At 73.5% G+C, this 23,718-nt stretch carries 14 protein-coding genes, 1 tRNA gene and 1 riboswitch; of the genes, 8 read left to right on the top strand and 7 right to left on the bottom strand.

What is annotated here, in order from left to right:
- Positions 1–109 precede the first annotated feature (109 nt).
- Complete coding sequence (locus OG782_RS19695; protein WP_406452733.1) at positions 110–2,134, top strand: sigma-70 family RNA polymerase sigma factor; 2,025 nt, start codon at positions 110–112, stop codon at positions 2,132–2,134.
- Positions 2,135–2,203: 69 nt separating this feature from the next.
- Here the strand turns inward: OG782_RS19695 and OG782_RS19690 are convergent, their stop codons facing one another.
- Together OG782_RS19690 and OG782_RS19685 are read right to left on the bottom strand one after the other, a co-directional pair.
- Positions 2,204–5,638: an ATP-binding protein gene (locus OG782_RS19690; protein ID WP_406452731.1), complete on the bottom strand. Its 3,435-nt coding sequence runs from the start codon at positions 5,636–5,638 to the stop codon at positions 2,204–2,206.
- Positions 5,639–5,730: 92 nt separating this feature from the next.
- Positions 5,731–7,839, bottom strand: coding sequence for an asparagine synthase-related protein (locus OG782_RS19685; protein WP_406452729.1), 2,109 nt, complete (start codon positions 7,837–7,839; stop codon positions 5,731–5,733).
- 1,290 nt (positions 7,840–9,129) lie between these two features.
- On the opposite strand from OG782_RS19685, the gene OG782_RS19680 reads away from it, so the two are divergent.
- From OG782_RS19680 to OG782_RS19665, 4 genes are all read left to right on the top strand, one after another.
- Positions 9,130–10,743 (top strand): sporulation protein, encoded by a 1,614-nt coding sequence (locus OG782_RS19680; RefSeq protein ID WP_406452727.1) that lies wholly within the window; start codon positions 9,130–9,132, stop codon positions 10,741–10,743.
- Positions 10,744–10,940: 197 nt separating this feature from the next.
- Complete coding sequence (gene lhgO / locus OG782_RS19675) at positions 10,941–12,197, top strand: L-2-hydroxyglutarate oxidase (protein WP_406452725.1); 1,257 nt, start codon at positions 10,941–10,943, stop codon at positions 12,195–12,197.
- Complete coding sequence (trmB, locus tag OG782_RS19670; protein WP_406459157.1) at positions 12,187–13,125, top strand: tRNA (guanosine(46)-N7)-methyltransferase TrmB; 939 nt, start codon at positions 12,187–12,189, stop codon at positions 13,123–13,125. Before lhgO ends, trmB begins: the two co-directional genes overlap by 11 nt.
- 130 nt (positions 13,126–13,255) lie before the next feature.
- Positions 13,256–14,866: a PrsW family glutamic-type intramembrane protease gene (locus tag OG782_RS19665; RefSeq protein ID WP_406452723.1), complete on the top strand. Its 1,611-nt coding sequence runs from the start codon at positions 13,256–13,258 to the stop codon at positions 14,864–14,866.
- Here OG782_RS19665 and OG782_RS19660 read toward each other — a convergent pair.
- The 4 genes from OG782_RS19660 to OG782_RS19645 form a co-directional block, all read right to left on the bottom strand.
- On the bottom strand, positions 14,863–15,837 hold the full coding sequence (locus OG782_RS19660; protein WP_406452721.1) for an aldo/keto reductase: 975 nt from the start codon (positions 15,835–15,837) through the stop codon (positions 14,863–14,865). The two genes, OG782_RS19665 and OG782_RS19660, sit on opposite strands and share 4 nt — an antisense overlap.
- A 175-nt stretch (positions 15,838–16,012) precedes the next feature.
- A complete protein-coding gene (locus OG782_RS19655) occupies positions 16,013–17,170 on the bottom strand; it encodes a M23 family metallopeptidase (RefSeq protein ID WP_406452719.1) in 1,158 nt (385 codons plus the stop codon).
- An 11-nt stretch (positions 17,171–17,181) separates the two neighbouring features.
- Positions 17,182–17,335, bottom strand: a riboswitch (cyclic di-AMP (ydaO/yuaA leader).
- A 271-nt stretch (positions 17,336–17,606) separates the two neighbouring features.
- Complete coding sequence (locus OG782_RS19650; protein ID WP_406452717.1) at positions 17,607–18,767, bottom strand: PP2C family protein-serine/threonine phosphatase; 1,161 nt, start codon at positions 18,765–18,767, stop codon at positions 17,607–17,609.
- Positions 18,768–18,978: 211 nt separating this feature from the next.
- A tRNA-Met gene (locus OG782_RS19645) sits at positions 18,979–19,052 on the bottom strand.
- A 488-nt stretch (positions 19,053–19,540) separates the two neighbouring features.
- Here OG782_RS19645 and OG782_RS19640 point away from each other — a divergent pair.
- Together OG782_RS19640 and OG782_RS19635 are read left to right on the top strand one after the other, a co-directional pair.
- Positions 19,541–19,927, top strand: coding sequence for a hypothetical protein (locus OG782_RS19640; protein WP_406452715.1), 387 nt, complete (start codon positions 19,541–19,543; stop codon positions 19,925–19,927).
- Between the two features lie 122 nt (positions 19,928–20,049).
- Complete coding sequence (locus tag OG782_RS19635) at positions 20,050–20,460, top strand: SHOCT domain-containing protein (protein ID WP_406452713.1); 411 nt, start codon at positions 20,050–20,052, stop codon at positions 20,458–20,460.
- A 94-nt stretch (positions 20,461–20,554) separates the two neighbouring features.
- On the opposite strand, the gene OG782_RS19630 is transcribed toward OG782_RS19635, so the two are convergent.
- Positions 20,555–21,979, bottom strand: coding sequence for an NAD(P)/FAD-dependent oxidoreductase (locus OG782_RS19630; RefSeq protein ID WP_406452711.1), 1,425 nt, complete (start codon positions 21,977–21,979; stop codon positions 20,555–20,557).
- A 333-nt stretch (positions 21,980–22,312) separates the two neighbouring features.
- Here OG782_RS19630 and OG782_RS19625 point away from each other — a divergent pair, with 333 nt between their 5' ends.
- On the top strand, positions 22,313–23,710 hold the full coding sequence (locus tag OG782_RS19625) for an FAD-binding oxidoreductase (protein ID WP_406452709.1): 1,398 nt from the start codon (positions 22,313–22,315) through the stop codon (positions 23,708–23,710).
- Positions 23,711–23,718 lie beyond the last annotated feature (8 nt).

Here is a 23,718-nt window from a genome sequence, read left to right as displayed (position 1 = left end):
GAAGACGCCCCGGATGAGTGGTTGGCGGAGCCGGGAGTTCGCCGCCCCGGCGCTCTGTGGCACGCTTGCCCGGTGTTCGGGGCCGAAAGCGCATACGGGGGCGTCCGCGATGAGCGGTGACGGGCAGCAGGAAGAGTCGTTCGACGGTGTTTCCGTCGCCGGCGGCGGTACGGAGACGGGCGGCCTGCCCGGGCACCAGGTGCCGAGCCAGGCCGGTCCCGGGCGTCCGGGCGCCGACGAGGAGGGCGGTGGCACGGTCCTGCCCGGCCCGTGGCCGCCCGCACCGGTGGAGAACCCGGAACCGTCCGGCACGGACGCGGCCGACGCCGAGGCCGCGGTGCCCATGCAGCGGAAGGGCCGCAGCGCCCCCGCCGCGGACGGCTCCGCACTCGCGCCCTCCGACGCCCAGTTGATCCGCGAGATGCGCGACGGCGACGATCTCGCGTACGACGAGCTGTTCCGCCGCCACTCGGAGGCCGTGCGCCGCTATGCGCGCACCTGCTGCCGGGACTCCCACACCGCCGACGACCTCACGGCCGAGGTCTTCGCCCGGACGCTTCAGGCCGTACGGGGCGGCAAGGGGCCCGAGGAAGCGGTGCGGGCCTACCTGATGACAGCGGTCCGCCATGTCGCCGCCGCCTGGACAAAGACGGCGAAGCGGGAGCAACTGGTCGACGATTTCGCGGCGTTCGCCGCGCAGGCCGCACGCTCCTCTGAGGTGTCGGACGCGGACACACTCGATCTCGGCGCCGATGTGATGGCCATGCACGAGGCCGAGCAGTCGATGGCCATGGAGGCCTTCCGCAGCCTCCCCGAGCGCTGGCAGGCCGTCCTGTGGCACACCACCGTCGAGGAGGAGTCGCCCAGTGACATCGCCCCGCTCTTCGGTCTGACCGCGAACGCCACGTCGGTCCTGGCCAGCCGGGCCCGCGAAGGGCTCAAGCAGGCCTATCTGCAAGCCCATGTGAGCCAGGCGCTCACCTCGGGCGGCGACTGCGCACGCTATGCCGACCGGCTCGGCGCCTACGCCCGGGGCGGGCTGCGGATGCGGGCCGAGCGCGGACTGCGCGGACACCTGGACGAATGCGCGAAGTGCCAGTTGGCCGCAGGCGAACTGGCCCATGTCAACGCCGGGATTCCCGCGCTGCTGCCGGTCGCGGTCATCGGCTGGTTCGCCGCTGGATACGCGCTCAAGGCCGCCGGGATCGTGGCGGGCGGCGCGGCCGGCGCCGCGGGTGCGGGCGCCGCCGCCGCGGCCACCGGAGGAGGCTCGTCCGCGGGTTCGGCCGGTGGCGCCGCCGCCTCCGAAGGGCTCGGCGCTCCCGCGAAGGCCGGGATCGCGGCGGCGGTCGCCGTCGCGGCCGCGGCCGGGCTCGTCTGGGCGCTCGTCGGCGACGACCAGCCTCGCCCCGAGGCGAAGCCGGTCCCCAAGCCGCCGGCCGTGGCGCCCGCGGTGCCGGCCCCGCCGAAGCCGAAGCCGACGCCCCCCACGCCCGCACCGCCGGCTCCCGTACCGCCGAAGCCCACCCCCACGCCCACACCCACGCCGGCCCCGACGCCTCCCCCCGAGCCCGCGCCGCCGGCCCCCGTACCGCCCAAGCCCACCCCGACCCCCACGCCGACCCCCACACCCACACCCACTCCGACGCCCACTCCGACGCCCACTCCGACGCCTCCGCCGCCGCCCGCTCCCGCGCCGGAGGTCTTCCGGGTCAGCGAGTTGAGCTACAGCCTCTTCGGCGACCACTCCGGCCCCGAGGTGGTGCTCGGCGAGAGCAGCTGGGTCTGGCAGCGTTCCGGCATGTCGATCGGCGGCACGTCGTACGCGCACGGGGTGACGGTCCACAGCCGTTCCTCGGTCGTCATCCAGCTGAACCGCCAGTGCACCCGTTACGAGGCGATGGTCGGCGTCGACGATCTGACCATGGGGCTCGGATCGGTCCGTTTCTCCGTGTTCGGCGGCGACGGGGCACAGCTGTGGCGGTCCCCCGTGATGAACGGCGACGATCCTGCCGTGCCGGTCGGCGTCCCCCTCGCGGGCCAGGAACGGATCCGGCTCGTCGTGGAGCCGACGACCCCGTTCGGCGGGGTCGCCCTGGCCAACTGGGCCGAATCGCGCATCAGCTGCCACTGACCACCGGCGGCGGGAGTCCCCTCGTACGACACGGTGCAAGCCCTGCCGTTCCCTCCGCGCCTCCCCGGGTCACGGAAGGTCCGCGGCGACGCCTTCCATCAGCTCGATGACGTCATCGAGGGTCAGCTCGCGGCCCGCGGCGCGCTCCTCCTCGTACCGCATCGCCCCCAGCTCCTTGCGGGCCAGCCGCTCGACGGCGTCCACCTCCGACTGCTCCGGCGCGGACCTGGGGCCGGACAGCCGCCAGCTGTCGGCTGCGGCCAGCACGCGGACGGCGGCCGCATGGCGGCCCACCTTCGGCAGCACGCCCGCCGCGCCGTCCGCCAGGTACCCCGTGACGATCTCGGCGCACTGCGCCTCCTTCGCCGCGACCAGGGCTGCCGTCAGCCCGCGCACCCCGGCGGCGGGGCCGCCGCCGGGCTCCGGTTCGTACACGGCGATCCGGGCCGAGAGCCCTTCCTGGACGACGGTGAAGTGCGACGCCGGGCCGCCGCGCCCGTTCGCCTCCTGGGCCGAGGTGAGCAGCCGCCGGGCGGCCACCGCGTCGCCGCGGTCGAGCGCCATGAGGGCCCGCAGATAGTGGACGTACGAAGTGGCGTCGTGCGTCCGGTGGCGCTCCGCCTCGGCCTCCGAGCGGTCCAGGCCCTCCTCGGCGGCGGCCAGGTCGCCGGTGCGGTAGGAGAGTTCGGCGAGCCGGGCCAGGAGGAACGGGGCCTCGGCATGGGCGCCGACCTCACGGGCGAGCAGCAGCGCCTCCTCGTAGTCCGCGCGCGCCTCGTCGTACCGTCCGCGCATCATGCCCGCCTCGGCGGCGGCGCTCGCGACCTGGGCGCGCATCCAGCGGTCGCCGATGCGGCGGCTCAGCACGCGCAGTTCGGCGAGGTCGTCGTCGACGCCGGGCATGCCGCCCGGCATGTCGACGACCATGTGCGTACGGAACATCAGGGTGACGCCGTACTCCCATTCCCCGCCGTGGACACGGGCGTTGTCGACGGCCACATCGATCTTCCGCCGTACGTCCCCCATGGTCCAGGTGAGGAACGAGGTCATCGGCCAGAGCAGCCCGGGGAACCGGGCGCCCTGCGGTCCGGACCCGGCGAAGGCCTCGGCCACGCGGCCCATGAGCTCCTGGACCAGGGGGTCGTTCTCGTCCGGACTCGACGGCCCGCTGTCCATCGCGAAGAAGAACCGCAGCATCTGCAGATTCATCCGGGGCCAGTAGCGGGGGTCCGTGGCCTCGGCGGGTTCCGGGCCGAGCGCCAGGGTCCGCTCGGTCCAGGTGAGGCCCTCGGGGCGGTAGTTGCGCAGCCACCAGAACCACGCCATGCCCAGCACCAGTCGTGCCGCGTCCGCTTCGCGGGGGAGACCGGCGGCGGTGGTGCGCTGGAGCGCGGCACGGATGTTGTCGAGGTCCGCCTCCAGGCGCTGGATCCAGGGCAGTTGCTCACCGGAGCGCAGGAGCGGTTCGGCCTTCTCGACGAGTGCGGTGAAGTACGCGGTGTGGGCGCGCCCGGCGGCGGCCCGTATCTCCGGGACCTCGGCGCAGCGCTCGGCGGCGTACTCGTGAATGGTCTCCAGGAGGCGGTAGCGCATCGTGCCGTCGCCGGCCGGGGTGGCGACGACGAGGGACTTGTCGACCAGGGCGCCGATCAGGTCCGCGGTGTCGGCGGAGGCGTTGCGGCCCGGCCCGGCCGGGGTGATGACGGCCTCGGCGGCGGCCAGGTCCCAGCCGCCCGCGAAGACGGAGACCTGGCGCAGGGCGGTGCGTTCGTCCTCGTCGAGGAGGTCCCAGGACCAGTCGACGACCGCCCGCAGGGTCTGCTGGCGGGGCAGCACGGTCCGGCTGCCGCCCGTCAGCAGGCGGAAGCGGTCGTCGAGCCGGTCGGCGATCTGGCGTGGGCCGAGCAGCCGCAGCCGGGCGGCCGCGAGTTCGATCGCGAGTGGCAGTCCGTCCAGCCGGCGGCAGATCTCGGCGACGGCCTCGGGATCGTGCGCCGGCTCGTGTTCGGGGTCGAATCCGGGGCGTACGGCCCTCGCACGTTCGGTGAAGAGGCGCAGCGCGGGGTCGGCGGGGAGCGGGTCGACCGGCCGGACGGACTCGCCGGCGACGCCCAGCGGTTCGCGGCTGGTGGCGAGGACGCGCAGGCGCGGGCAGCGGGTCAGCAGGGTCTCGGCCAGTGCGGCGGCCGCGTCGATGACGTGCTCGCAGTTGTCGAGTATGAGCAGGACGGGCCGGGACCGGGAACCGTGCGCGAGGTGGTCGACGAGCACGTCGACCGGGTCGGTGCGCAGCGGGGGCCCGTCGGGGGTGCTGTCGCGCAGCAGTGCCGTCTCGCGCAGCCCGAGTGCGGAGAGCACGGCTCCGGGGACGGCGTCGGGGTCCTCCACCGGGGCGAGTTCGGCGATCCAGACGTCCCCCGGTGTGGCGGCGGTGCGGTTCTCGTGCGCCGCGGACTCCTCGGCGAGACGGGTCTTCCCCGAGCCGCCGGGACCGGTGAGGGTGACCAGCCGGGATCCGGTCAGGTCCTCGCGGATGGCGCGGAGTTCGGGCTCGCGCCCCACGAAGGAGGTGAGCCGGGGGCGGAGGTTGCCCCGTGCGGGCGCCGTCTCGGAGGGGGCGGGCGCGGGGGACACGGGTGCGAGGAGTTCCTGGTGGAGGGCGGTCAGCTCGGGCCCGGGGTCGGTGCCGAGGCCGTCGGCGAGGGTGCGGCGCGCGTCCTCGTACGCCGCGAGGGCGTCGGCCTGCCGGCCGTCGGCGCGCAGGGCGCGGATGAGCTGGGACCGGAAGCGCTCGTCGTACGGATGGGCGGCGGTCAGTTCCGTCAGCTCGGACACGAGGGCGGCTGGGCCCGGCGCGGCATGGCCCGAAGCAGCCGAGCCCGGCGCGGCGGAGCCCGAAGCAGCCGAGCCCGAAGCAGCCGAGCCCGGCGCGGCATGGCCCAGCACGGCATGGCCCGGCGAGGCATGGCCGTCGGGCGGGGTTCTCGCGGCCGCTCCCGTCGTGCGGCGCAGGTCGGCCTCGATGCGGCGTTCCAGTGCGGCCAGCCGGTGGGCCCGCGGCCGCAGGGCGTGGCCGTGCTCCCCGTCGGGCAGGTCGGCCAGGGCCGGTCCGCGCCAGAGGGCGAGCGCGGTACGGAGCGTGCGGGCGGCCTCCTCGGGGGCGCCGGACTCCAGCGCGGCGGCGCCCTCCCGGGCGAGCCGCTCGAACACGAACAGATCGACGTCCTCCGGGCCGGCCGCCAGGCAGTAGCCACCCGGGGTACTGGTGAGGGCGTCCTTCCCCAGCACCCGGCGCAGCCGGCCGACGAGGGCCTGGAGCGCGGCGGGTGCGTCCGCAGGGGGCTCGTCCGCCCATACGTCGTCGACGAGCGCGGCGACCGGCACGGAATGCCCGGGGCGCAGGGCGAGCGCGGCAAGGAGCGCGCGCAGGCGCGTACCGCCCAGGGGCAGCGCGCCGCCGCTCTCGTCCCGCGCCTGAGTGACGCCCAGAATCAGATAACGCACTCCGCCATTGTGTCCCGGCGGCCGGACAGCGGGGGCGGAAGGCCTCAGCCGCGGACGCGGCTGAGGCAGCAGCCACGGCAGCAGCCCTCTCCCTACGCCCGCAGCGACCGCCGCGCCGGGACCACTCCGCCGGCGACCGCGCGCAGGCGCGGTGCCGCCGTGCCCGTCCAGCAGGTGCCGCGCCGGTCCATGAGGCGGCGCAGCCACATTTCGGTGGCCGCCAGGTCGGCGAGCCCGTCCAGGGGCAGCGGCTCGCCCTCGGAGGCCGCGCGCAGCGCCTTGCGTACGACGCGGGCCTCGACCAGTCCCGCCTGGGCGAGCAGCGGGGCGTCGAAGAGGGCGATCAGCTCGGGCAGCGAGGTGCGCAGCCCGGTGCGGTTGACGGCGGTCTTGGTGGCCTGGGACGGGGTGCCCCAGCCGGGCGGCAGCTCGTGGATGCCCGCACCCGCCAGGACCCGGCGCAGGATCGCCGCGCGGGCGCCCGGCTGGACCCTCAGGGACTCGGGGAGCGCGCGGGCGGCGCGTACGACCTGGTTGTCCAGGAAGGGGGCGTGCAGCCGCTGGCTGCGGATCTCGGCGGCCTGCTCCAGGATCCGGTGGTCGGCGGCGTGCCGGGCCAGGGCGGCCCTGGCGCGGGCCTCGCCGGGGCGCTGGACGGACGTCGGGCGGATCGCCGCCGCCTGGAGGCGAACCGATACTTCGGCGAGCGCCTCCCCGGTCAGCCACCGGGCGGCAGGCCCCGGCCGGGACCAGGTCAGGGCGGCGAGCGAGGCGTCGGCGGGGGTGTCCAGGTCGGGGGTGAGGCGGTTGGCGTCGGACAGCCGGCCGGCCGCCGTCTCGAGCCCGGTGCGGTAGGACGTACGGGCCAGCCGGCGGGCCGCCCGGTAGACGGTCAGCGGGACGAACAGGGAGTGCGCGGACGGGCCTTCGGCCTTGGCGAGTGCGGCGACCGGGCGCAGCAGATGGCGCCGGCGCCGGTCGATCAGCAGGTCGGCGAGACGGGCCGGGTGGGCGTCGAGCACCTGCCGGGCGCCGTCGCCCACGAAGTGGTCGGCGCTGCCCGCGGAGAGCCGGCGCCGATGGCGTTCGGCCAGGACGAGGGAGGGCGCGGGTTCGTCGGTGAGGGGGCCGTCCAGGTCGGCGTACGGCAGGGCCTCCTCGCCGGCGGCGACGACGACGTGGTGCAGCCTCGGGTTGGCCGCGATGACGCGGGCGCGTTCGAGTTCGTCCTCGTGGGCGCGGGTCGTCAGATCGTTGAAGGTGACGGCGAGCAGCCGTTCCCCCGCTCCCGTGCCGTGGCCCAGGAGTGTGCCGGGCAGACCGGGGAGCCCGGCGGCCAGCAGGGCGAGGGTGGCCGACGCGCTGCCCCCGGAGAGGTCGGCGCCGATTCCGGGCACGGGTGCGCCCCGGGCGGCGCGGCGTTCGGCGGGGCCCATGCCGGGAACCGGACCGGGGTCGGGCGGCAGGGTCTCCGGGGCGTGGCGCGGCGCCAGGAGCCGGGCGCGTACGGCTTCGACCAGGGCGTCGCGCACCCCGTCGACGGCGCTCACGGGGTCGAGCTCGGGCGCGGCCACGGCGAGGGAGGCCACCGCCTCGTACCCGGTGATCTCCCGCGAGCCCTCGCGGAGGATCAGCGCGTGGCCGGGCGGGATGCGCTTCACGCCCTCGTACGGGGTGCCGTCACGCAGGGCCTCCGGTGTTTCCGGGCAGGCGAGCAGCGCGGCCAGATGACCGATGTCCAGCTGCGCCTCGATGAGGTCGGCGAGCGGGAGCGCGGCGGTGGCGTACGCCGTACCGCCGGCCCAGGGCGTGTAGAAGACCGGGCGGGCTCCGGCGAGGTCCCCGAGGACGGTGATCCGTCGCCCTATCTGGACGACGGCCGTGTAGCTGCCGGTCCATGCGGTGAGGTGGCGCAGGGCTCCGCCGCGGGCGGCGAGCAGGCCGACGCGCAGCTGTTCGTCGGTGGCGCCGCAGCAGCCGAGCACGGCGATCCGGGCGGTGGGTGCGCCCTCGGTGGTGTCCACCCGGACGGTACGGATCTCATCGGGCCGCCAGTCACCGACGGCCCAGAGCGGATCCGGGTCCCCCCACAGGAGTTGGGAGCCCACGGGGTGCATCGTGCGCCCGTCGTCACTGCCGCCGACCGCTCCGGCCGTGCCGAAGCTCGCGGCGATACTGCTCCACCCCACCAACCAACGCATCGCCGCCTCCACAGGCTGTGGACAAATCGGCGCAGCGGGAAGTATCGGGAGAACTCCGGTAACGCACGGCGCCGTTGCGGACATGCTGCCACGACAACGGCGCACAGGAGTGGCTACGTACGGCGCACGTCGCGAGTGCATGCGCCCCTGGCAAAGGCCGCAGAGCGACCACCCGGCCAGGCGTTCGACGCACGCCCCGCGCGCGCCGGTTCCGGCAGCAACGGAGTTACGGATTCCGGGCGTTGCGTTCCCCGCGCACACCTCGTACGAACGGCCCGGATCCGGCCATGACCCGCACCTCGCGGGGACGATCATCGGGATGTCCGCGAATCCGTCGGCCCAACCTCACCCGACCGACGACATTCGGCCAATCTCAGGGCGGTCGGGAACCTGTGGGCCGGCAAGCGAAGGTGAGCTTCCTCCGCTTTCCATGCTGTTTGTCCGCAGCCTCACCGGACCACGCGGACGGGCCGCCTTCGAGCCGCGTCCGGACTCCGGAACGACTCGCAGGACGCTCCCCCATCCGCCCCGCACCCGCCCGACGCACAGTCCGGGAGGCGCGGTTCACCTCCCGGACCGGTCCACCGCCTGCGGGGAATGAGGCGGCGGTCTCCCCCAGCCCACTGCGTCCGACGCGGCGGGCCGACCCACGCAGCACCCATGGAAGCGCTCCCCCCAGGACCAGGCCAGAGCGCACGGCCGGGCGCACGGCCACACACCAGGAGCACGCGCGGACACCCCGGACAGGACCCGCGCGAGGGCGTCCGGGACCGTGCGCGCAGGGCCGCCCGGCATGCGCCTCGGCTGCGGTTCCGCGCTGGTCGGCGGGCATGGAGAGGCTCCGGCCCACCCCCTGCCACCCGCATCCGCACCCTCCCGCGCGGCCCGCCCCGCAGCCGCCGGGCGCGGGCTCCGCCCACCGTTCCCCCCACCCGCCGACACCCCCCTCCATTCCCCCGCAATTTCTTCGCGCTTCCTCCGCGTCTCCATCGCCCCCGTTCACCCCGGCCGCCCCGCAGGCCCCTCCCGACCTCACGCTCCCCACAGTTCCCGGCAAGTGGCCGGGACGGACAACAATCCCGCCATACGGACGTCCGGCCCTTAACGGTAGGGATGCGGCGAACTACGCTGGGTTTACTGATGTTCTCGGCGGGGCGGCATATTCCTCGGGGCTCGGCCAAATGCGTGTGCGGCCGGAGTGCCGGGGGCCATCCCTGGGGAGAACACGGTACGAATGCCGCGCGCCTCAACGGTGACGCGGCTGCCGTCTGTGTGTCGAGGGGTGGCGCCATGTCCAGGGAGCAACGCGGACCGAACGAGAAGCTCGGAACCGTTCTCGCCCTCGCGGGAATCAGCAACGCCGGGCTCGCCCGGCGGGTCAATGACCTCGGGGCGCAGCGCGGACTGACACTTCGGTACGACAAGACCTCGGTGGCCCGGTGGGTCTCCAAGGGCATGGTGCCGCAGGGCGCCGCGCCCCATCTCATCGCCGCGGCGATCGGAGCCAAACTCGGCCGGCCGGTCCCGCTGCACGAGATCGGGCTCGCCGACGCCGACCCGGCGCCGGAGGTCGGACTGGCGTTTCCGCGCGATGTGGGCGAGGCGGTCCGTTCGGCGACCGAGCTGTACCGGCTGGATCTGGCCGGACGGCGGGCCGGCAGCGGCGGGATCTGGCAGTCGCTGGCGGGTTCGTTCTCGGTGAGCGCGTACGCCACCCCCGCGTCCCGCTGGCTGATATCCCCCGCCGACCCGTCGGTGGCCCGCGCCTCGGCGGAGATCGAGGCGGCGGTTCTCGGCACACAGGGCGCGCGGGGCGCGTCGGGGGCGCACGACCCCTCCGTGACGTCCGGCACACCGGGACGGCCGGGCCCGTCCGGCGCGGCGCTCGCACCGGGCACGGTACTCCCGGTCACGCAGCCGGTCCCGGGGCACAGCGTGTCGATCCCGGCCCAGCCGGGCCCGGAGTCCGGGCACGACGCGTCGTCGCTGCGGGTCGGCCACAGCGATGTCTCCAAGCTGCGCGAGGCCGCCCAGGACGCCCGCCGCTGGGACTCCAAGTACGGGGGCGGGGACTGGCGTTCGTCCATGGTCCCGGAGTGCTTACGCGTCGACGCGGCACCGCTGCTGCTGGGTTCGTACAGTGACGAGGTCGGCCGGGCGCTCTTCGGCGCGGCGGCCGAACTGACCAGGCTCGCCGGGTGGATGGCCTTCGACACCGGCCAGCAGGAAGCGGCACAGCGCTACTACATCCAGGCCCTGCGTCTGGCGCGGGCGGCAGCCGACGTCCCGCTCGGCGGCTACGTACTGGCCTCCATGTCGCTCCAGGCGACCTACCGCGGCTTCGCCGACGAGGGCGTCGACCTCGCGCAGGCCGCCGTGGAACGCAACCGCGGGCTCGCCACCGCACGCACCATGAGCTTCTTCCGCCTGGTGGAGGCACGGGCCCACGCGAAGGCGAACGACGCACCGGCCGCGGGGGCCGCGCTGAAGGCCTCCGAGGGCTGGCTGGAGCGTTCCCGGGACGGCGACGCGGATCCCGCGTGGCTGGGCTTCTACTCCTACGACAGGTTCGCGGCCGATGCCGCCGAGTGCCACCTCGACCTGAAGGCACCGCGCCAGGTGCGGCGCTTCACCGAGCAGGCGCTGTCCCGGCCGACCGAGGAGTTCGTCCGCTCGCACGGGCTGCGGCTCGTGGTGTCGGCCGTCGCCGAGCTGGAATCGGGGAACCTCGACGCGGCCTGCGCGGCCGGCACCCGGGCCGTGGAGGTGGCGGGCCGCATCTCGTCGGCCCGGACCACCGAGTACGTGCGCGACCTGCTGCACCGGCTGGAGCCCTACGGGGACGAGCCGCGCGTGGCCGAGCTCAGGGAGCGCGCCCGCCCCCTGCTGGTGGCACCGGCCTGAGGCCCTTCGTCCGGATCGGGACGGATCGGGACGGATCGCGGGCCCGGCACGATCCGGGCCGGAGGCCTGCCCGGGGTGCGACCGCCCCTCCCGGGGCCCGGAGACGGGTACGGGCCCCGCCGGGCGCCACGCTGACCTGCACGGGTTTGAGTCCGTTGTCAGTGGGTCAGTGCACTATCGGGGTGGGAGGTGGCGTGATGATGACGCACGCGGCGTACGACTGCGATGTGCTGGTGATCGGCGGCGGGATCGTCGGCCTGTCGGCCGCGTATGCGATCACGCGGACCGCACCGGGCACACGGGTGACCGTGCTGGAGAAGGAGTGGGGCCCGGCGCGCCACCAGACGGGGCGCAACAGCGGGGTGATCCACAGCGGCATCTACTACCCCCCGGGCTCTCTGAAGGCGCGGTACGCGGTGCGCGGCGCCGCCGAGATGGTCGACTTCTGCCGGGAGCACGGCATCGCGCACGCGGTGACCGGCAAGCTGATCGTCGCGACGGAGAGCGGCGAGCTGCCCCGGCTGCACGCCCTGGTCCAGCGCGGCCGGGAGCACGGCCTGCCGGTGCGCGAGCTGGGACCCGCGCAGATCGCGGAGTACGAACCACACGTGCGCGGTCTCGCCGCGATCCGGGTGGGCACGACCGGGGTGTGCGACTTCGGCGCGGTCGCCGAGCGGTTCGCCGCCGAGGTGCGCGGCGGCGGCGGCCTGATCCGGTTCGGTGCGGAGGTCACCGCGATCGACCGGCGTCCGTGGGGCGTCGCGGTGCGCACGGCGGACGGCCTGGTGGTGCGCGCCCGGGTGCTGGTCAACTGCGCGGGGCTGCACTGCGACCGGGTGGCGCGGCTGGCGGGCGACGACCCGGGGATGCGCATCGTGCCCTTCCGGGGGGAGTACTACGAGCTGGCCCGGCCCGGTCTGGTGCGCGGCCTGGTCTATCCGGTGCCCGATCCGGCGTTCCCGTTCCTCGGCGTGCATCTGACCCGCGGCCACGACGGCAGCGTCCACGTCGGGCCCAACGCGGTCCCGGCCCTGGCCCGCGAGGGGTACGGCTGGCCGGTCGTCCGCCCCCGCGAGCTGCTGGACACCCTCAGCTGGCCGGGCTCCTGGCGGATCGCCCGCAGACACTGGCGGTACGGGGCGGGCGAGGTGCACCGCTCGGTCTCGAAGCACGCGTTCACGGCGGCCGTGCGCCGGCTGCTGCCCGATGTCACGGAGGACGACCTGCGCCCCTCACCGGCCGGGGTCAGGGCCCAGGCCGTGCTGCGGGACGGCACCCTGGTCGACGACTTCCTGATCCGCGAGGCCCCGCACACCGTGCATGTGCTGAACGCCCCGTCGCCCGCGGCCACGGCCTCGCTGCCCATCGGACGGGAGGTGGCACGCAGGGCGCTGCTCCGGGCACAGGGGACGGGATGGAAACCGCCCGCCGTAGAATCAGGGCATTGTGTCTGAGCCCTTGAACCCCTCCCCCGCGACGCCCGGCGACGCCGCTGCCGAGACGGACAGCACGCTCCCCACCGGGACGCCCCCCACCGCTCCGCCCGCCACCGGGACGGACGGCACGCCCCCCGCGGAAGCGGAAGGTGCCGCGCCCTCGACCGCCGGGATCCCGGACGATCTGCGCGCCGCGGCCCTGGACCGTGCGCGCAGGCTGCGCCAGGAGCCCCGCTTCCCCGGCGGCCCCGCCGCCGACCCGGCCGGCTCGCACCACGAGCGCCGGATCCGCAGCTTCCAGCCGCGCCGCAGCCGCGTCACGCCCGGCCAGCAGGACGCCCTGGAGCGGCTCTGGCCGAAGTGGGGCCTGGACATCGACGGGCTGCGCGTCCTGGATCTGCCCGAGCTCTTCGACGGCCTCCCGGTCGTCCTGGAGATCGGCTTCGGCATGGGCGAGGCCACCGCGCAGATGGCGGCCGACGACCCGGGCACCGGCATCCTCGCCGTCGACGTGCACACCCCGGGCCAGGGCAATCTGCTCGGTCTCGCGGACCGGAACGGCCTGTCCAACATCCGGGTCGCCAACGGTGACGCGATCATCCTGCTGCGCGAGATGCTGACGCCGGACTCGCTGGACGGGCTGCGGGTGTACTTCCCCGACCCGTGGCCCAAGTCGCGCCACCACAAGCGCCGGCTGATCCAGCCGGAGTTCCTCGACCTGGTGGCGCAGCGGCTGAAGCCCGGCGCGGTCCTGCACTGCGCGACCGACTGGGAGCCGTACGCCGAGCAGATGCTCGAGGTGCTGAGCGCGCACCCCGGCTTCGAGAACACGGCGGCGGACGGCGGTTACGCCCCGCGGCCCGCGTTCCGGCCGCTGACCCGGTTCGAGGGGCAGGGCCTGGACAAGGGCCATGTCGTGCACGACCTGCTCTTCGCCCGCAGCTGACCGCCGCACGCAGCCACCCCCGGACCGCCGCACGGAACCACCCCCGGACCGCCGCACGGAGCCGCCCGCGAACCCACGGCGGACACCCTGCGCCATGGCCGTTGTCGGTCCTGCTCGTTAGGGTCGTGGGGTGTCCGACGGGTCTGTTCAGCAGCAATGGCAGTCGCAGCCTGCCGTCCCGGTGCTCGAGGAGCAGCGGGTCGGCGAGATCCTGGCCGCCGTGCCGGAACGCGGCCAGTGGCGTTACCGGCCGCGCCGCGTCGGCATGCTGTGGCGGAGCAGGACGCTGCGGGTCGTCGCCGTCTTCACCGTGCTGGCGCTCTGCGGGCTGGTGATCCTGGCCCTGGTCCGCGACCAGACCGGGACCCAGGGGTTCCTCGTCGGGCTCGGCCTGGCCGTCCTGCCCGTCCCGGTGCTGATGACGGCCTTCCGCTGGCTCGACCGGGTCGAACCGGGCCCGTGGCGCACCATGCTGTTCGCCTTCGCCTGGGGTGCCTGCGCGGCCGCCCTGGTCGCGATCCTCGCGAATTCCTTCGCGACCCAGTGGATCGCCTCGGCCACCGCCGACCCGGGCAGTGCGGACACCCTGGGAGCGACGGTCATAGCGCCCGTCGTCGAGGAGAGCGCCAAGGCCGCGGCCGTACTGCTGCTCTTCCTGTTCCGGAGACGGGACTTCAACGGGATCGTCGACGGCGTGGTCGTCGCCGGTTTCGCCGCGACGGGCTTCGCCTTCACCGAGAACATCCTCTACCTGGGCAACGCCTTCGGCGAGGACCAGCAGACGGGCTCGGGCTTCGCGTCGGTGACCGTGGCGACGTTCTTCGTACGGGCGGTCATGTCGCCGTTCGCGCACCCGCTCTTCACCGTGATGACCGGCATCGGCGTCGGTCTGGCCGCGAGCAGCGCGCGCCACCAGCGGGTCCGGCGCATCGTGTTCCCGCTGCTGGGCCTGCTCCTCGCGATGGGCATGCACGCCCTGTGGAACGGGTCGTCGACCTTCGGTCCGTACGGTTTCTACATCGTCTACGGGCTGTTCATGGTCCCGGCCTTCGGCCTGGTGACCTGGCTGGCGATCTGGTCGCGTCAGCGCGGACTGCGCACCCTCGCCATCGAGCTGCCGGCGTACGCGGCCGCCGGCTGGCTCTCCCCCGCCGAACCCTTCGCCCTCGCTTCGATGCGGGCCCGCGGCATGGCCAGGGACGCGGCCCGCCAACGGCACACGGCAGCGGCGACCGGCAGCCCCTACGGCCACGCGTACAACCCGGCGCACGCCCCCTCGTACAACCCGGTCGGGGCCGCGAAGCTGGCCAGGGCGCACGGCAGGGCCGCGGCCCGTACCGTCGCCGAGTACGAGTCGTTCGCGACCTCGCTGGCGTTTCTGCGCCGGCAGGCCCGCCACGGCACGGCGGGCCCTGATTTCGCCGCGCGCGAGCTGGAGCTGCTGCACCATCTCTGGCAGCGCAGGGAGGTGGCCGGTCCCGCCCTGGCGTACGCGGCGCAGGCCACGGGCCGCCTGCGCCGCCCCGTGCACCAGCCGCCCCGCCCGTACCAGGGGTACGGGGCGTACCAGACCTTCGGCGGCCACGCCCCGTACCCGCAACCGGCGTCTCCGTACGGCCAACAGCCCTACGGAGCGCCCCCGTACAGCCCGTCGCCGTACGCCGGCCCGCCGTACAACAGCCCCCCGTACACCGGCCCGGCCTACGGCCGCTCCCCCTACGACCCCCCGCCGCAGCCCTAGGCGGAGACCTCGGCGAGCTCCGCGGCGGAGGCCTCGGTGAGCTCGGTCAGCTCCTGGTCCGTCAGCCGCAGATCGGCGACCGCCAGCAGTGCCGGAAGCTGCTCGACCGTACGGGCCGAGGCGAGCGGTGCGGCGACCGTCGGACGGGACGCCAGCCACGCCAGCGCCACGGTCGCGATCTCGGCGTCCCGCTCCTGCGCCACCTTGTCGAGCGCGGCGAGGACCTTCCGTCCGCGCGCCGACTCCAGGTGCTTGCCCGCGTTCCCGGCGCGTGCGCTCTCCACGGCCGTACCCGGGCGGTACTTGCCGGTGAGGAAGCCCGAGGCCAGTGCGAAGTACGGAACGGCGGCGAGCCCGGCGCCGGCGGCGGTGTCCTGGAGCTCGCCCTCGTAGGTGTCCCGGGAGACGAGGTTGTAGTGCGGCTGAAGAGCCACGTAGCGGGCCAGGCCCTCGCTCTCCGAGAAGTCCAGCGAGGCACGGAGCCGCTCCGGGCTGATGTTGGAGGCGGCGATCTCGCGGACCTTGCCGTCCTTCACCAGCTGGTCGAGCGCGGTGATGATCTCCTCGACCGGGACCGTCTCGTCGTCGAAGTGCGTGTAGTACAGATCGATGTGGTCGGTGCCGAGCCGGCGCAGCGACTCCTCGGCGGCGGCCTTGATGGTGGTCGCGGAGAGCCCCTTGTACGCGGGGTGGGCACCGACCTTGGTGGCCACGACCACGTCGGAACGGTTGCCCCGCGCGGCGAGCCACTTGCCGATGATGGTCTCCGACTCGCCGCCCTCGTTGCCGGTCACCCAGGCCGAGTAGGAGTCGGCGGTGTCGATGAAGTTGCCGCCGGCCGCCGCGTACGCGTCGAGCACGGCGAAGGACTGCGCCTCGTCCGCGGTCCAGCCGAAGACGTTGCCGCCGAGGGCGAGCGGGAAGACCTGGAGGCCGGAGGGGCCGAGCTTGCGAAGGGGGAGGGAAGTCATGAGTGGAACAACCCGCTCCACCGGCCCCGCTATTCCATGCCGCATACAACCAACCCGCCGGCGCGGGTCCGCGGGAACAGACCGGCAGCCCTGACGTCGGGGGGTGAGCGTCAGGACTGCCGGGGATTTCGGTGGCCCGTGGGCCGGCCGGGGAGGCGAACCGGGGAGACGGGTCTCAGACCGTCAGACCCCGGGCGCGCAGCCAGGTCATCGGGTCGATTCCGGTGCCGTCCGGGGTGTGGACCTCGAGGTGCAGGTGCGGTCCGGTCACGTTGCCGGTGGCGCCGACGCGTCCGATGGTGTCGCCGGTCGTGACCTTCTGGCCGACGGTGACATCCATGGAGGACTGGTGGCAGAACCACAGCTCGGTGCCGTCCTCCAGCTCCAGGACCGTGCGGTAGCCGTAGGAACCGGAGTAACCGGCCGACTTGATCGTGCCGCTGTGGATCGCCTTGATCGGCGTACCGGTCGGCGCCGCGAAGTCGAGGCCCGTGTGGTAGCCGGAGGACCACATCGAACCGGCTTCGCCGAAGGTCGAGGTGATCGTGTACGAGGAGGTGGGGATGGCGTAACTGGCGGCGAGTTTGGCGAGCCGCAGGGCCTCCGCCTTCTTCTTCGCCTCCTCCTCCGCCTTCTTCTTCTCGGCGGCGATCTTGGCCTCGGCGGCGTCCTGCTGCTTCTTCGCCTCGGCGGCCGCCTTCTCGGCGGCGGCCTTCTCCTCGGCCGCCTTGGCCTCGGCGTCGGCGGCGCCCTGCTGCTGCTCGGCCTGCTGGAGGATGCGGGCGCGGAGCGCCTCACCGGCGTCCGTGGTGCCCCGCTCGGCCTCGGCGGTGGTGATGCCGGCGGTCGTCAGCGGGGCGGCAGCGAGTTCGGCCTCGGCCTGCTGGGCCTCCGACTCGGGCGCCTGCGAGAACAGCGCGCCCACGCCGGGCAGCGACTTGGCGTCGGGGAGGTTGTCCGAGATGGAATCGGGAAGGGAGATGGAGACCGGCGGCTTGCTCTGCGCGGTGGCCATGCCTCCCGCACCGACGGCCGCGATGACACCGACGCCGAGGACGGTGGAGCTGCGGGCCAGACCATTGCGCTGCTTGGCGACGCGGTGCTTGCCGCGCACGGGGCGGACGGACTCCTCGGTGGGATTCCATTCCTCCCAGGCCTTGTCGGGCTCGGCCTCGTCGGCACGGAAGCCGTTGCCGAACTCGCCGCCCCGGTCGGTTCCGTAGGCGGTCCCGTAATCCGTGGTGAACGCGGTACCGGGTCCGGACACGAAGTCACTGCCGTACTCGGGCACGAACCGGGAGGGGGATTCGGGGGCAGGCTTGTTGGACGCCACGCGGGCGCACTCCTTTCCTTCCTTCTCGCCTACCGGGTTAGCTGACGGGTTCGGAGCAGGAAGGTCTCCTACGGGCTCCTCCGTCTCTCAACGAGACAAAGATGCCCGATTCACCCCATGTAGGTGGTTCCCCGGTTCCCTTGCGGAATTCGGCGCTCGCGCACGGTGCCACCTCTGACGGCGACTGGGACCGCGCTGCGTTATCGAACGTTAATAGACACACGGGTCCGATTCCAAGCCGTTCCCACTGATCGTTCACGTCTTTGGCCTGGACTTTACGGGACACAACCGGGTGGAATCGGGCGAGTCGCTTACACCTTGAGGCGCCATCGAATTCTGACGTTGCGTCAAATGTTATGCGGAGTGGCGTCCTTCGGTCACGGACGGTGGCATCGGACCCGGCCCGCCCCTCGCGGCACCCCCACCGCACCCCGCCTCATCCGCCGCCCCCCAGACCCACGATCTTCACGGTCCTGCGCCGGTCGGGCTGGCCCTGCGCCGGCCGCACGACCGCGAGCAGCGCCATGTCGTCGGTCGTCTCGCCCCCCGTGTGCAGCCGCACGTCGTCCGTCAGCGCGGACAGCAGCTCCTCGGGCCCCGGGAAGAGCCGGCCGCGCAACCGCTCGGCGGGGTCGTAGAAGACTCCGTCGGGATTACGCGCCTCGGAGAGGCCGTCCGTATAGAGGAGGAGCGTCGCCCCGGCCGGCAGCGCCCACTCGTCCGCCCGGTCCGGCCACACACCCAGGTCCATCCCCAGGGGCAGCGCGGGCAGCGAGGGCGCCAGGACCTCCAGCGTCCCGTCCGAGTGCAGCAGCAGCGGGTCCGGGTGGCCGCGGTTGACGATCCGTACCAGGGAGGCGCCCGGCGGGATCTCCGCGAGCGCGGCGGTGACGAACCCCTCGACCGCGTCGAGGCCGCCGCGCGAGCTCGCCTCGCGCGCCAGCGCACGCTCCAGTCGCCGCGCGACACCCTCCAGCGACTCCTCCTGCTCGGCCGCCTCCCGGAACGCCCCGATGATCACCGCCACCGCCTCCACGGCGTCCAGCCCCTTGCCGCGCACGTCCCCGACCACCAGCCGCACGCCCTGCGGGGTGTCCGTGACCGAGAACAGGTCGCCGCCGATGAACTCGTCCGCCTGCGCCGCCTCGTACCGCGCGGCCACGTGCAGCCCGCCGATCCGGTCGGACGGCGTCGGCAGCACCGCCCGCATGGCGGTCTCCGCGATGACCCGGGCCGAGGCCAGTTGCTCGTTGCTGCGCCGCACGACCCCGTTGATCACGACGGCGAGGATGGAGACGGTGAGGACGGTGAGCAGTTCGATGGATGGCACGACCTGGATCAGGGTGCCGCTGTAGAGCCGCAGCGCGACGACGGCCAGCAGTGCCGCGATGCCGGTCCGGATGGTGCTGGCCCGGGAGAAGAACGGCGCGGCGATCAGCGGGGCGGCCGCGAACAGCGGGATGGCGGTGAACGCGGGTGGGCTGAAGAAGTCGAGCAGCATCCCCCCGATGATCATCAGAGCGGGAAGGGCCCGGACGAACCGGCGCGCCCGTGCGCCCCCGGCATGCCTCCCCCGCCGTCTGTCCCGCTTCCCCACCTGTGGTCTCCTGCCCGGTGCACCCACGGCCGCGGACGGTACCGCGCACCACTCCAAGCCTTCCCGGAGCACGGTCTCGGGGCGACTCCTCGTCGGCCAATAGAGGTATCTCCGCGACGCGGGCCCCACCGGCCGCCGGGCCGACGGCCTTCGGCCGACACAAACGAATCAGGCCCGGCACGCTGTATGCATGCCAGGCCTGATTCTTCAGTAGCGGGGACAGGATTTGAACCTGCGACCTCTGGGTTATGAGCCCAGCGAGCTACCGAGCTGCTCCACCCCGCGTCGGTAAACACAACTCTACGGCATGTTCGACGTACGGATGACCACCCCACGACCGGCACGCCCGCGAGCGGCACCCGGCCGCCCCCACCCCGCCACCGCACCCCCGCGAGCCGCACCCGGCCACCCCCACCCCACCGCGGCAGCAGCGCGGCCAACCGCACCAACTCCGCGACCCTCAAGGGAAATACCCATACTTCACCCTGAATGCCCCCTGCCCACACCCCTCTTACCGCGTCACCGGCCAGCCAAGGGGCGGGCGTCGGGACCCTCACCCGCACCCCATTCCCGCCCTCGACCCGTCGGCCGAGGAGGGCAAAGTGCAGAAAATGAGAAGGTGTTGCAAGGGGCACGTGTTCTGCCGCAAGGTATCTGCTGCATCCCCCGGACCGGTGGGCTGCCCGTGCGAGCAGGCCTCGAACCGCGCATGTCGCCGTGTCCGTGAGCCGCTCCCGGTCTCGCATCGCAGCCTGTCTGGAGGGTCCTCGACGATGACCGCACCGCTCACCCCTGCCCCCGCCCCTGCCCCCACCCCCGCCACTGACGCCTCTTCCGTCCCGGCGGCCACTGCGCCCTCTCCGCTGCGTGGCGCCGTCATCAGCGGTGTCATCGGCGGCGTGTTCGGGGCGGTGATGAGCGCGGTGGTCAATTTCGCGGCCATCGGCATGCCGGACAGCGAATCGGCCAACGCGATCAATCACGCGATATCGGGCCTGGTCAGCGGCTTCCTCGCAGGCTTCATCGGAATCCTGGCGCAGAGCAGGAAGCTGTCCGCGGCCGCACGCACCGCAGAACCGGCCCCCGCACCCGCGACCTCGGAGCCGTCCGAGGCCACCCCGGACACTTCCCCGGCCCCCACCACCGCACCGGAGAAGTAGCCCCACACCGCGCCCCCTTCCCCCTCCCGGCCGAACGCCGGGAGCACCAGCGGGCGCAGGCGTAAATGCGGTGATATGACTGATTTCAGATTAGCCATTCGACGCGGCGCCAGGAGTGGACGATGGACGACTATCCCCTGCTCAACCTGTTCTGGACCATGCTCTGGTTCTTCCTCTGGATCATGTGGCTCTTCCTTCTCTTCCGGGTCATCATGGACATCTTCCGCAGTGACGACCTCGGCGGCTGGGCAAAGGCGGGCTGGCTGATCCTGGCTCTGGTGCTGCCGTATGTGGGCGTCCTGATCTACGTGATCGCACGCGGCAAGTCCATGGGGACGCGCGATGTGAAGGAAGCGAAGGAACGTGACGCCGCCTTCAAGGCGTACGTGAGAGACGCCGCGGGCACGTCCGACGCGAACGGGGCTCCGAAGAGCAGCCACGTCGACGACCTGGCGAAGCTCGCCGAGCTCAAGGACAAGGGCGCGATCTCGGACGAGGAGTACCAGCGGGCGAAGACGAAGCTGCTCGTCTGAACGCACCCGGGCACACGGCGCCGGTGACCGCCTTCCCACGGCGGGCACCGGCGCCGTCGGCGTACGCGAGGGGCCCCCGGAGCCCAGGCACGCCTCAGAGGGCCTGCCCCGCGGGCCGCACGGCCGACTCCCATTCCTCGCGGGCGGGGCCGTCGAACCCCGGTGCGAAGTCCGGGTGTTCCGCCAGCCAGCACGCCACGCGGGCCCGTACCTCCTCGGTGCCGTACGCCTGATCCGGGCTCTCGACGAGGTGGCGGATGCGCGCGCGGGCCCGCATCACCACCGGGTCGTCCCAGGAGCAGGCGGACAGCGCGGCCTTCTCCCGGGCCTCGCGGGTGGGCGGCCGCGACAACGTCCGCGTGGGGTTCCTGAGCTGGACCTCGTTGGCCCGGTCCATGGCGACCTGGATGTCGAACCAGGGGCGCAGCGTCCGCCCGGCCCAGCGGTGGTAGCCGGCCGCGAACGACACCGGGTCCTCGGCGGCGGCCGGGGCGTGGCCGGCCACCCACTGCGCGGCCCACAGGGCCAGTGCGACGCCCTGCCCCATGGTGGGATTGGTGTACGTGACCGAGTCACCGACCCCGACCAGGCCGGTGACCACGGGCCCGGCCCCGTCCACCAGCCCGGTCCAGCGGTTGTCGAGGCCACCCATCGCGAGCACCCCGGAGACCGGCTCGGGCCGCAGCCGAAGCCATGCGGCCACCGCGGGAAACGTCCGGGCGACCCGTTCGAAGACCTCGGGGTCCAGGAGTGCGCCGCGGGTGGGGTCGGCGGTGGACACGGTCAGGGACACCGCGAAGGTGCCGTTGTCCGAGGGGAACACCCCGCCGACCGCGAAGGCCGCCACCGATCCGGCCTTGACCCGCCCCGGATTCCTCGGCCCGTCCGGGGGCAGCCGGTACCAGCGGCAGAAGTACGCGATCCCGATGCGGTGGTTCTCCACGACCGCGTCGCGGCAGCCCTCCCCGGACAGCCAGTCCGGCACCGGGGAGCGGCGCCCGCCCGCGTCCAGCACCAGATCGGCGTCATGGCTGCCGGTGGCGGAGCACACCCCTGTCACCCGGGGAACGTCACCGTGCCGGTCGACGACGAGCCCCTCGGCGGGCTCCCCGAGCCGGACGTCGACGCCCGGCTCGCGGTGGACGGCGTCGTGGAGCGCGGCCTCCAGCACGATGCGCCGCGTCTGGACCGTCACCAGGTCCTCGTCCCCCGGGCGCGCGGGCGGGGGCTCGGCGAACCACTCGAGTTCGTTGCGTTCGCCCGCCCCCATGCGCAGCATCGCCTCGTACACGTCGGGGGTCTCCGCGCGCAGCACGGTGCGTACCGGTGCGAGAAGTCCGTGGGGCTGGACGGCCTGGGGCACCCCCGGGCGCCGCCAGTCGAAGAAGTCCCCGTCGAGATCGTGTCCCGGGCGGTATCCGTCCCTCTCCAGCACCGTGACCGTATGCCCCCGGCGGCCCAGGAACAGCGCGGCGGCCAGGCCGCCGATCCCGCCACCGACTATCGCGACCCGTGTCAATACCGCTCCCTCAACGCCGTGTTGACCGGCAACGCTAGCCCAGGAGCACAACGGTGCGCCCCCGCCCCGGACTGCCCCACCCCGGCGCCGGCCGCGGTGGGGCCGGGGCACCCCGGATGCCGCACCCCGTATGCCGCTCCCTGCACGGCCCGGCCGACTGGCGCGGCCCCCCGCCCGGCGGGACGCTGGATACAACAGTCATCCACCCTGCGGTGTCGTGCTCACCCGCGGTTCCCTAGGTGCCGGCCCGCCGGCGTACGACTGCTCATACCGACGGCCCGGCAGGGAGTCGGGGCGGTGCGGGGCGAGGCCGCGCCCGGCTAGGAGACGGCCATGGACGGCACGACGCTCGAAAGCCTGCAAGAGATGGCGACCGCACTGCGCGGTCCGGTCATCGGGCCCGATGACCCGGAGTACGGTCAGGCCCGCACGATCTACAACGCCATGATCGACAGGTACCCGGCCGCCGTCGTGCGGTGCCGGGACTCGGCGGACGTAATGGCCGCGGTGGACTTCATCCGCGACCGGGACCTCGTGCTCGCCGTCCGCGGCGGCGGGCACAGCGGTGCCGGCCTCTGCCTGGTGGACGGCGGAGTCACCGTCGACCTCTCCCCCATGAACGGGGTGCGCGTCGACCCCGTCGCCCGCACGGCCACCGTCGGCGGCGGCGCCACGCTCGACGACCTCGACCACGCCTCGCACGCCTTCGGCCTCGCCACCCCCGCCGGCATCATGTCGACCACGGGCGTCGGCGGCCTCACGCTGGGCGGCGGCCACGGCCATCTGACCCGTAAGTACGGTCTGACCGTGGACAATCTGCTGGCCGCGGACGTGGTGCTGGCCGACGGCACGTTCGTCAAGGCGAGCGAGACCGAGAACACCGACCTGTTCTGGGCGTTGCGCGGCGGCGGCGGAAACTTCGGCATCGTCACCTCCTTCACCTTCCGGCTGCACCCCGTGGACACCGTGGGCGTCGGAATCACCGTGTGGCCGGTCGACCGGATCCCCGAAGTGCTGCGCTGGTACCGGGACTTCCTGCCCCAGGCCCCCGAGGACCTGAACGGCTTCTTCGCCGCACTCACCGTGCCGCCGGGGCCCCCGTTCCCGGAGGAGATCCACGGGCAGAAGATGTGCGGCGTGGTGTGGTGCTGGACCGGCGACCCGGACCGTATCGACGACGCGCTCGCGCCCGTGACCGACGCCGGACCGCCCGCGTTCCACTTCACGGCCCCGATGCCCTACCCCGCGCTCCAGAGCATGTTCGACGAGCTGCTCCCCAGCGGGCTCCAGTGGTACTGGCGCGGCAACTTCTTCGACCGCATCACGGACGACGCCATCGACATCCACGCCCGCTACGCGGAGAACCTCCCCACCGGCCTGTCGACGATGCACCTCTACCCGGTCGACGCCGCCGCCCACCGCCCCGGCCCGGACGACACGGCCTGGGCCTACCGCGACGCCCTCTGGTCGGGAGTCTTCGCGGGCATCGACCCGGACCCGGACAACGCCGAGACCGTGCGCCAGTGGTGCGTCGACTACTGGGAGGAGCTGCGGCCGCACTCCATGGGCGGTGCGTACGTCAACTTCATCGGCGCGGGCGAAACCCCGGACCGGGTACGCGCCACGTACCGCGGCCACTACGACCGCCTCGCGACGATCAAGCACGCTTACGACCCCGGCAACCTCTTCCGCGCCAACCAGAACATCACCCCGTCGGAGGGACAGGGCTGACACGGGCA

The organism is Streptomyces sp. NBC_00876 (assembly GCF_045207435.1).
Lineage (GTDB): Bacteria > Actinomycetota > Actinomycetes > Streptomycetales > Streptomycetaceae > Streptomyces.
This window is presented reverse-complemented; position numbering and strand designations above follow the sequence as displayed.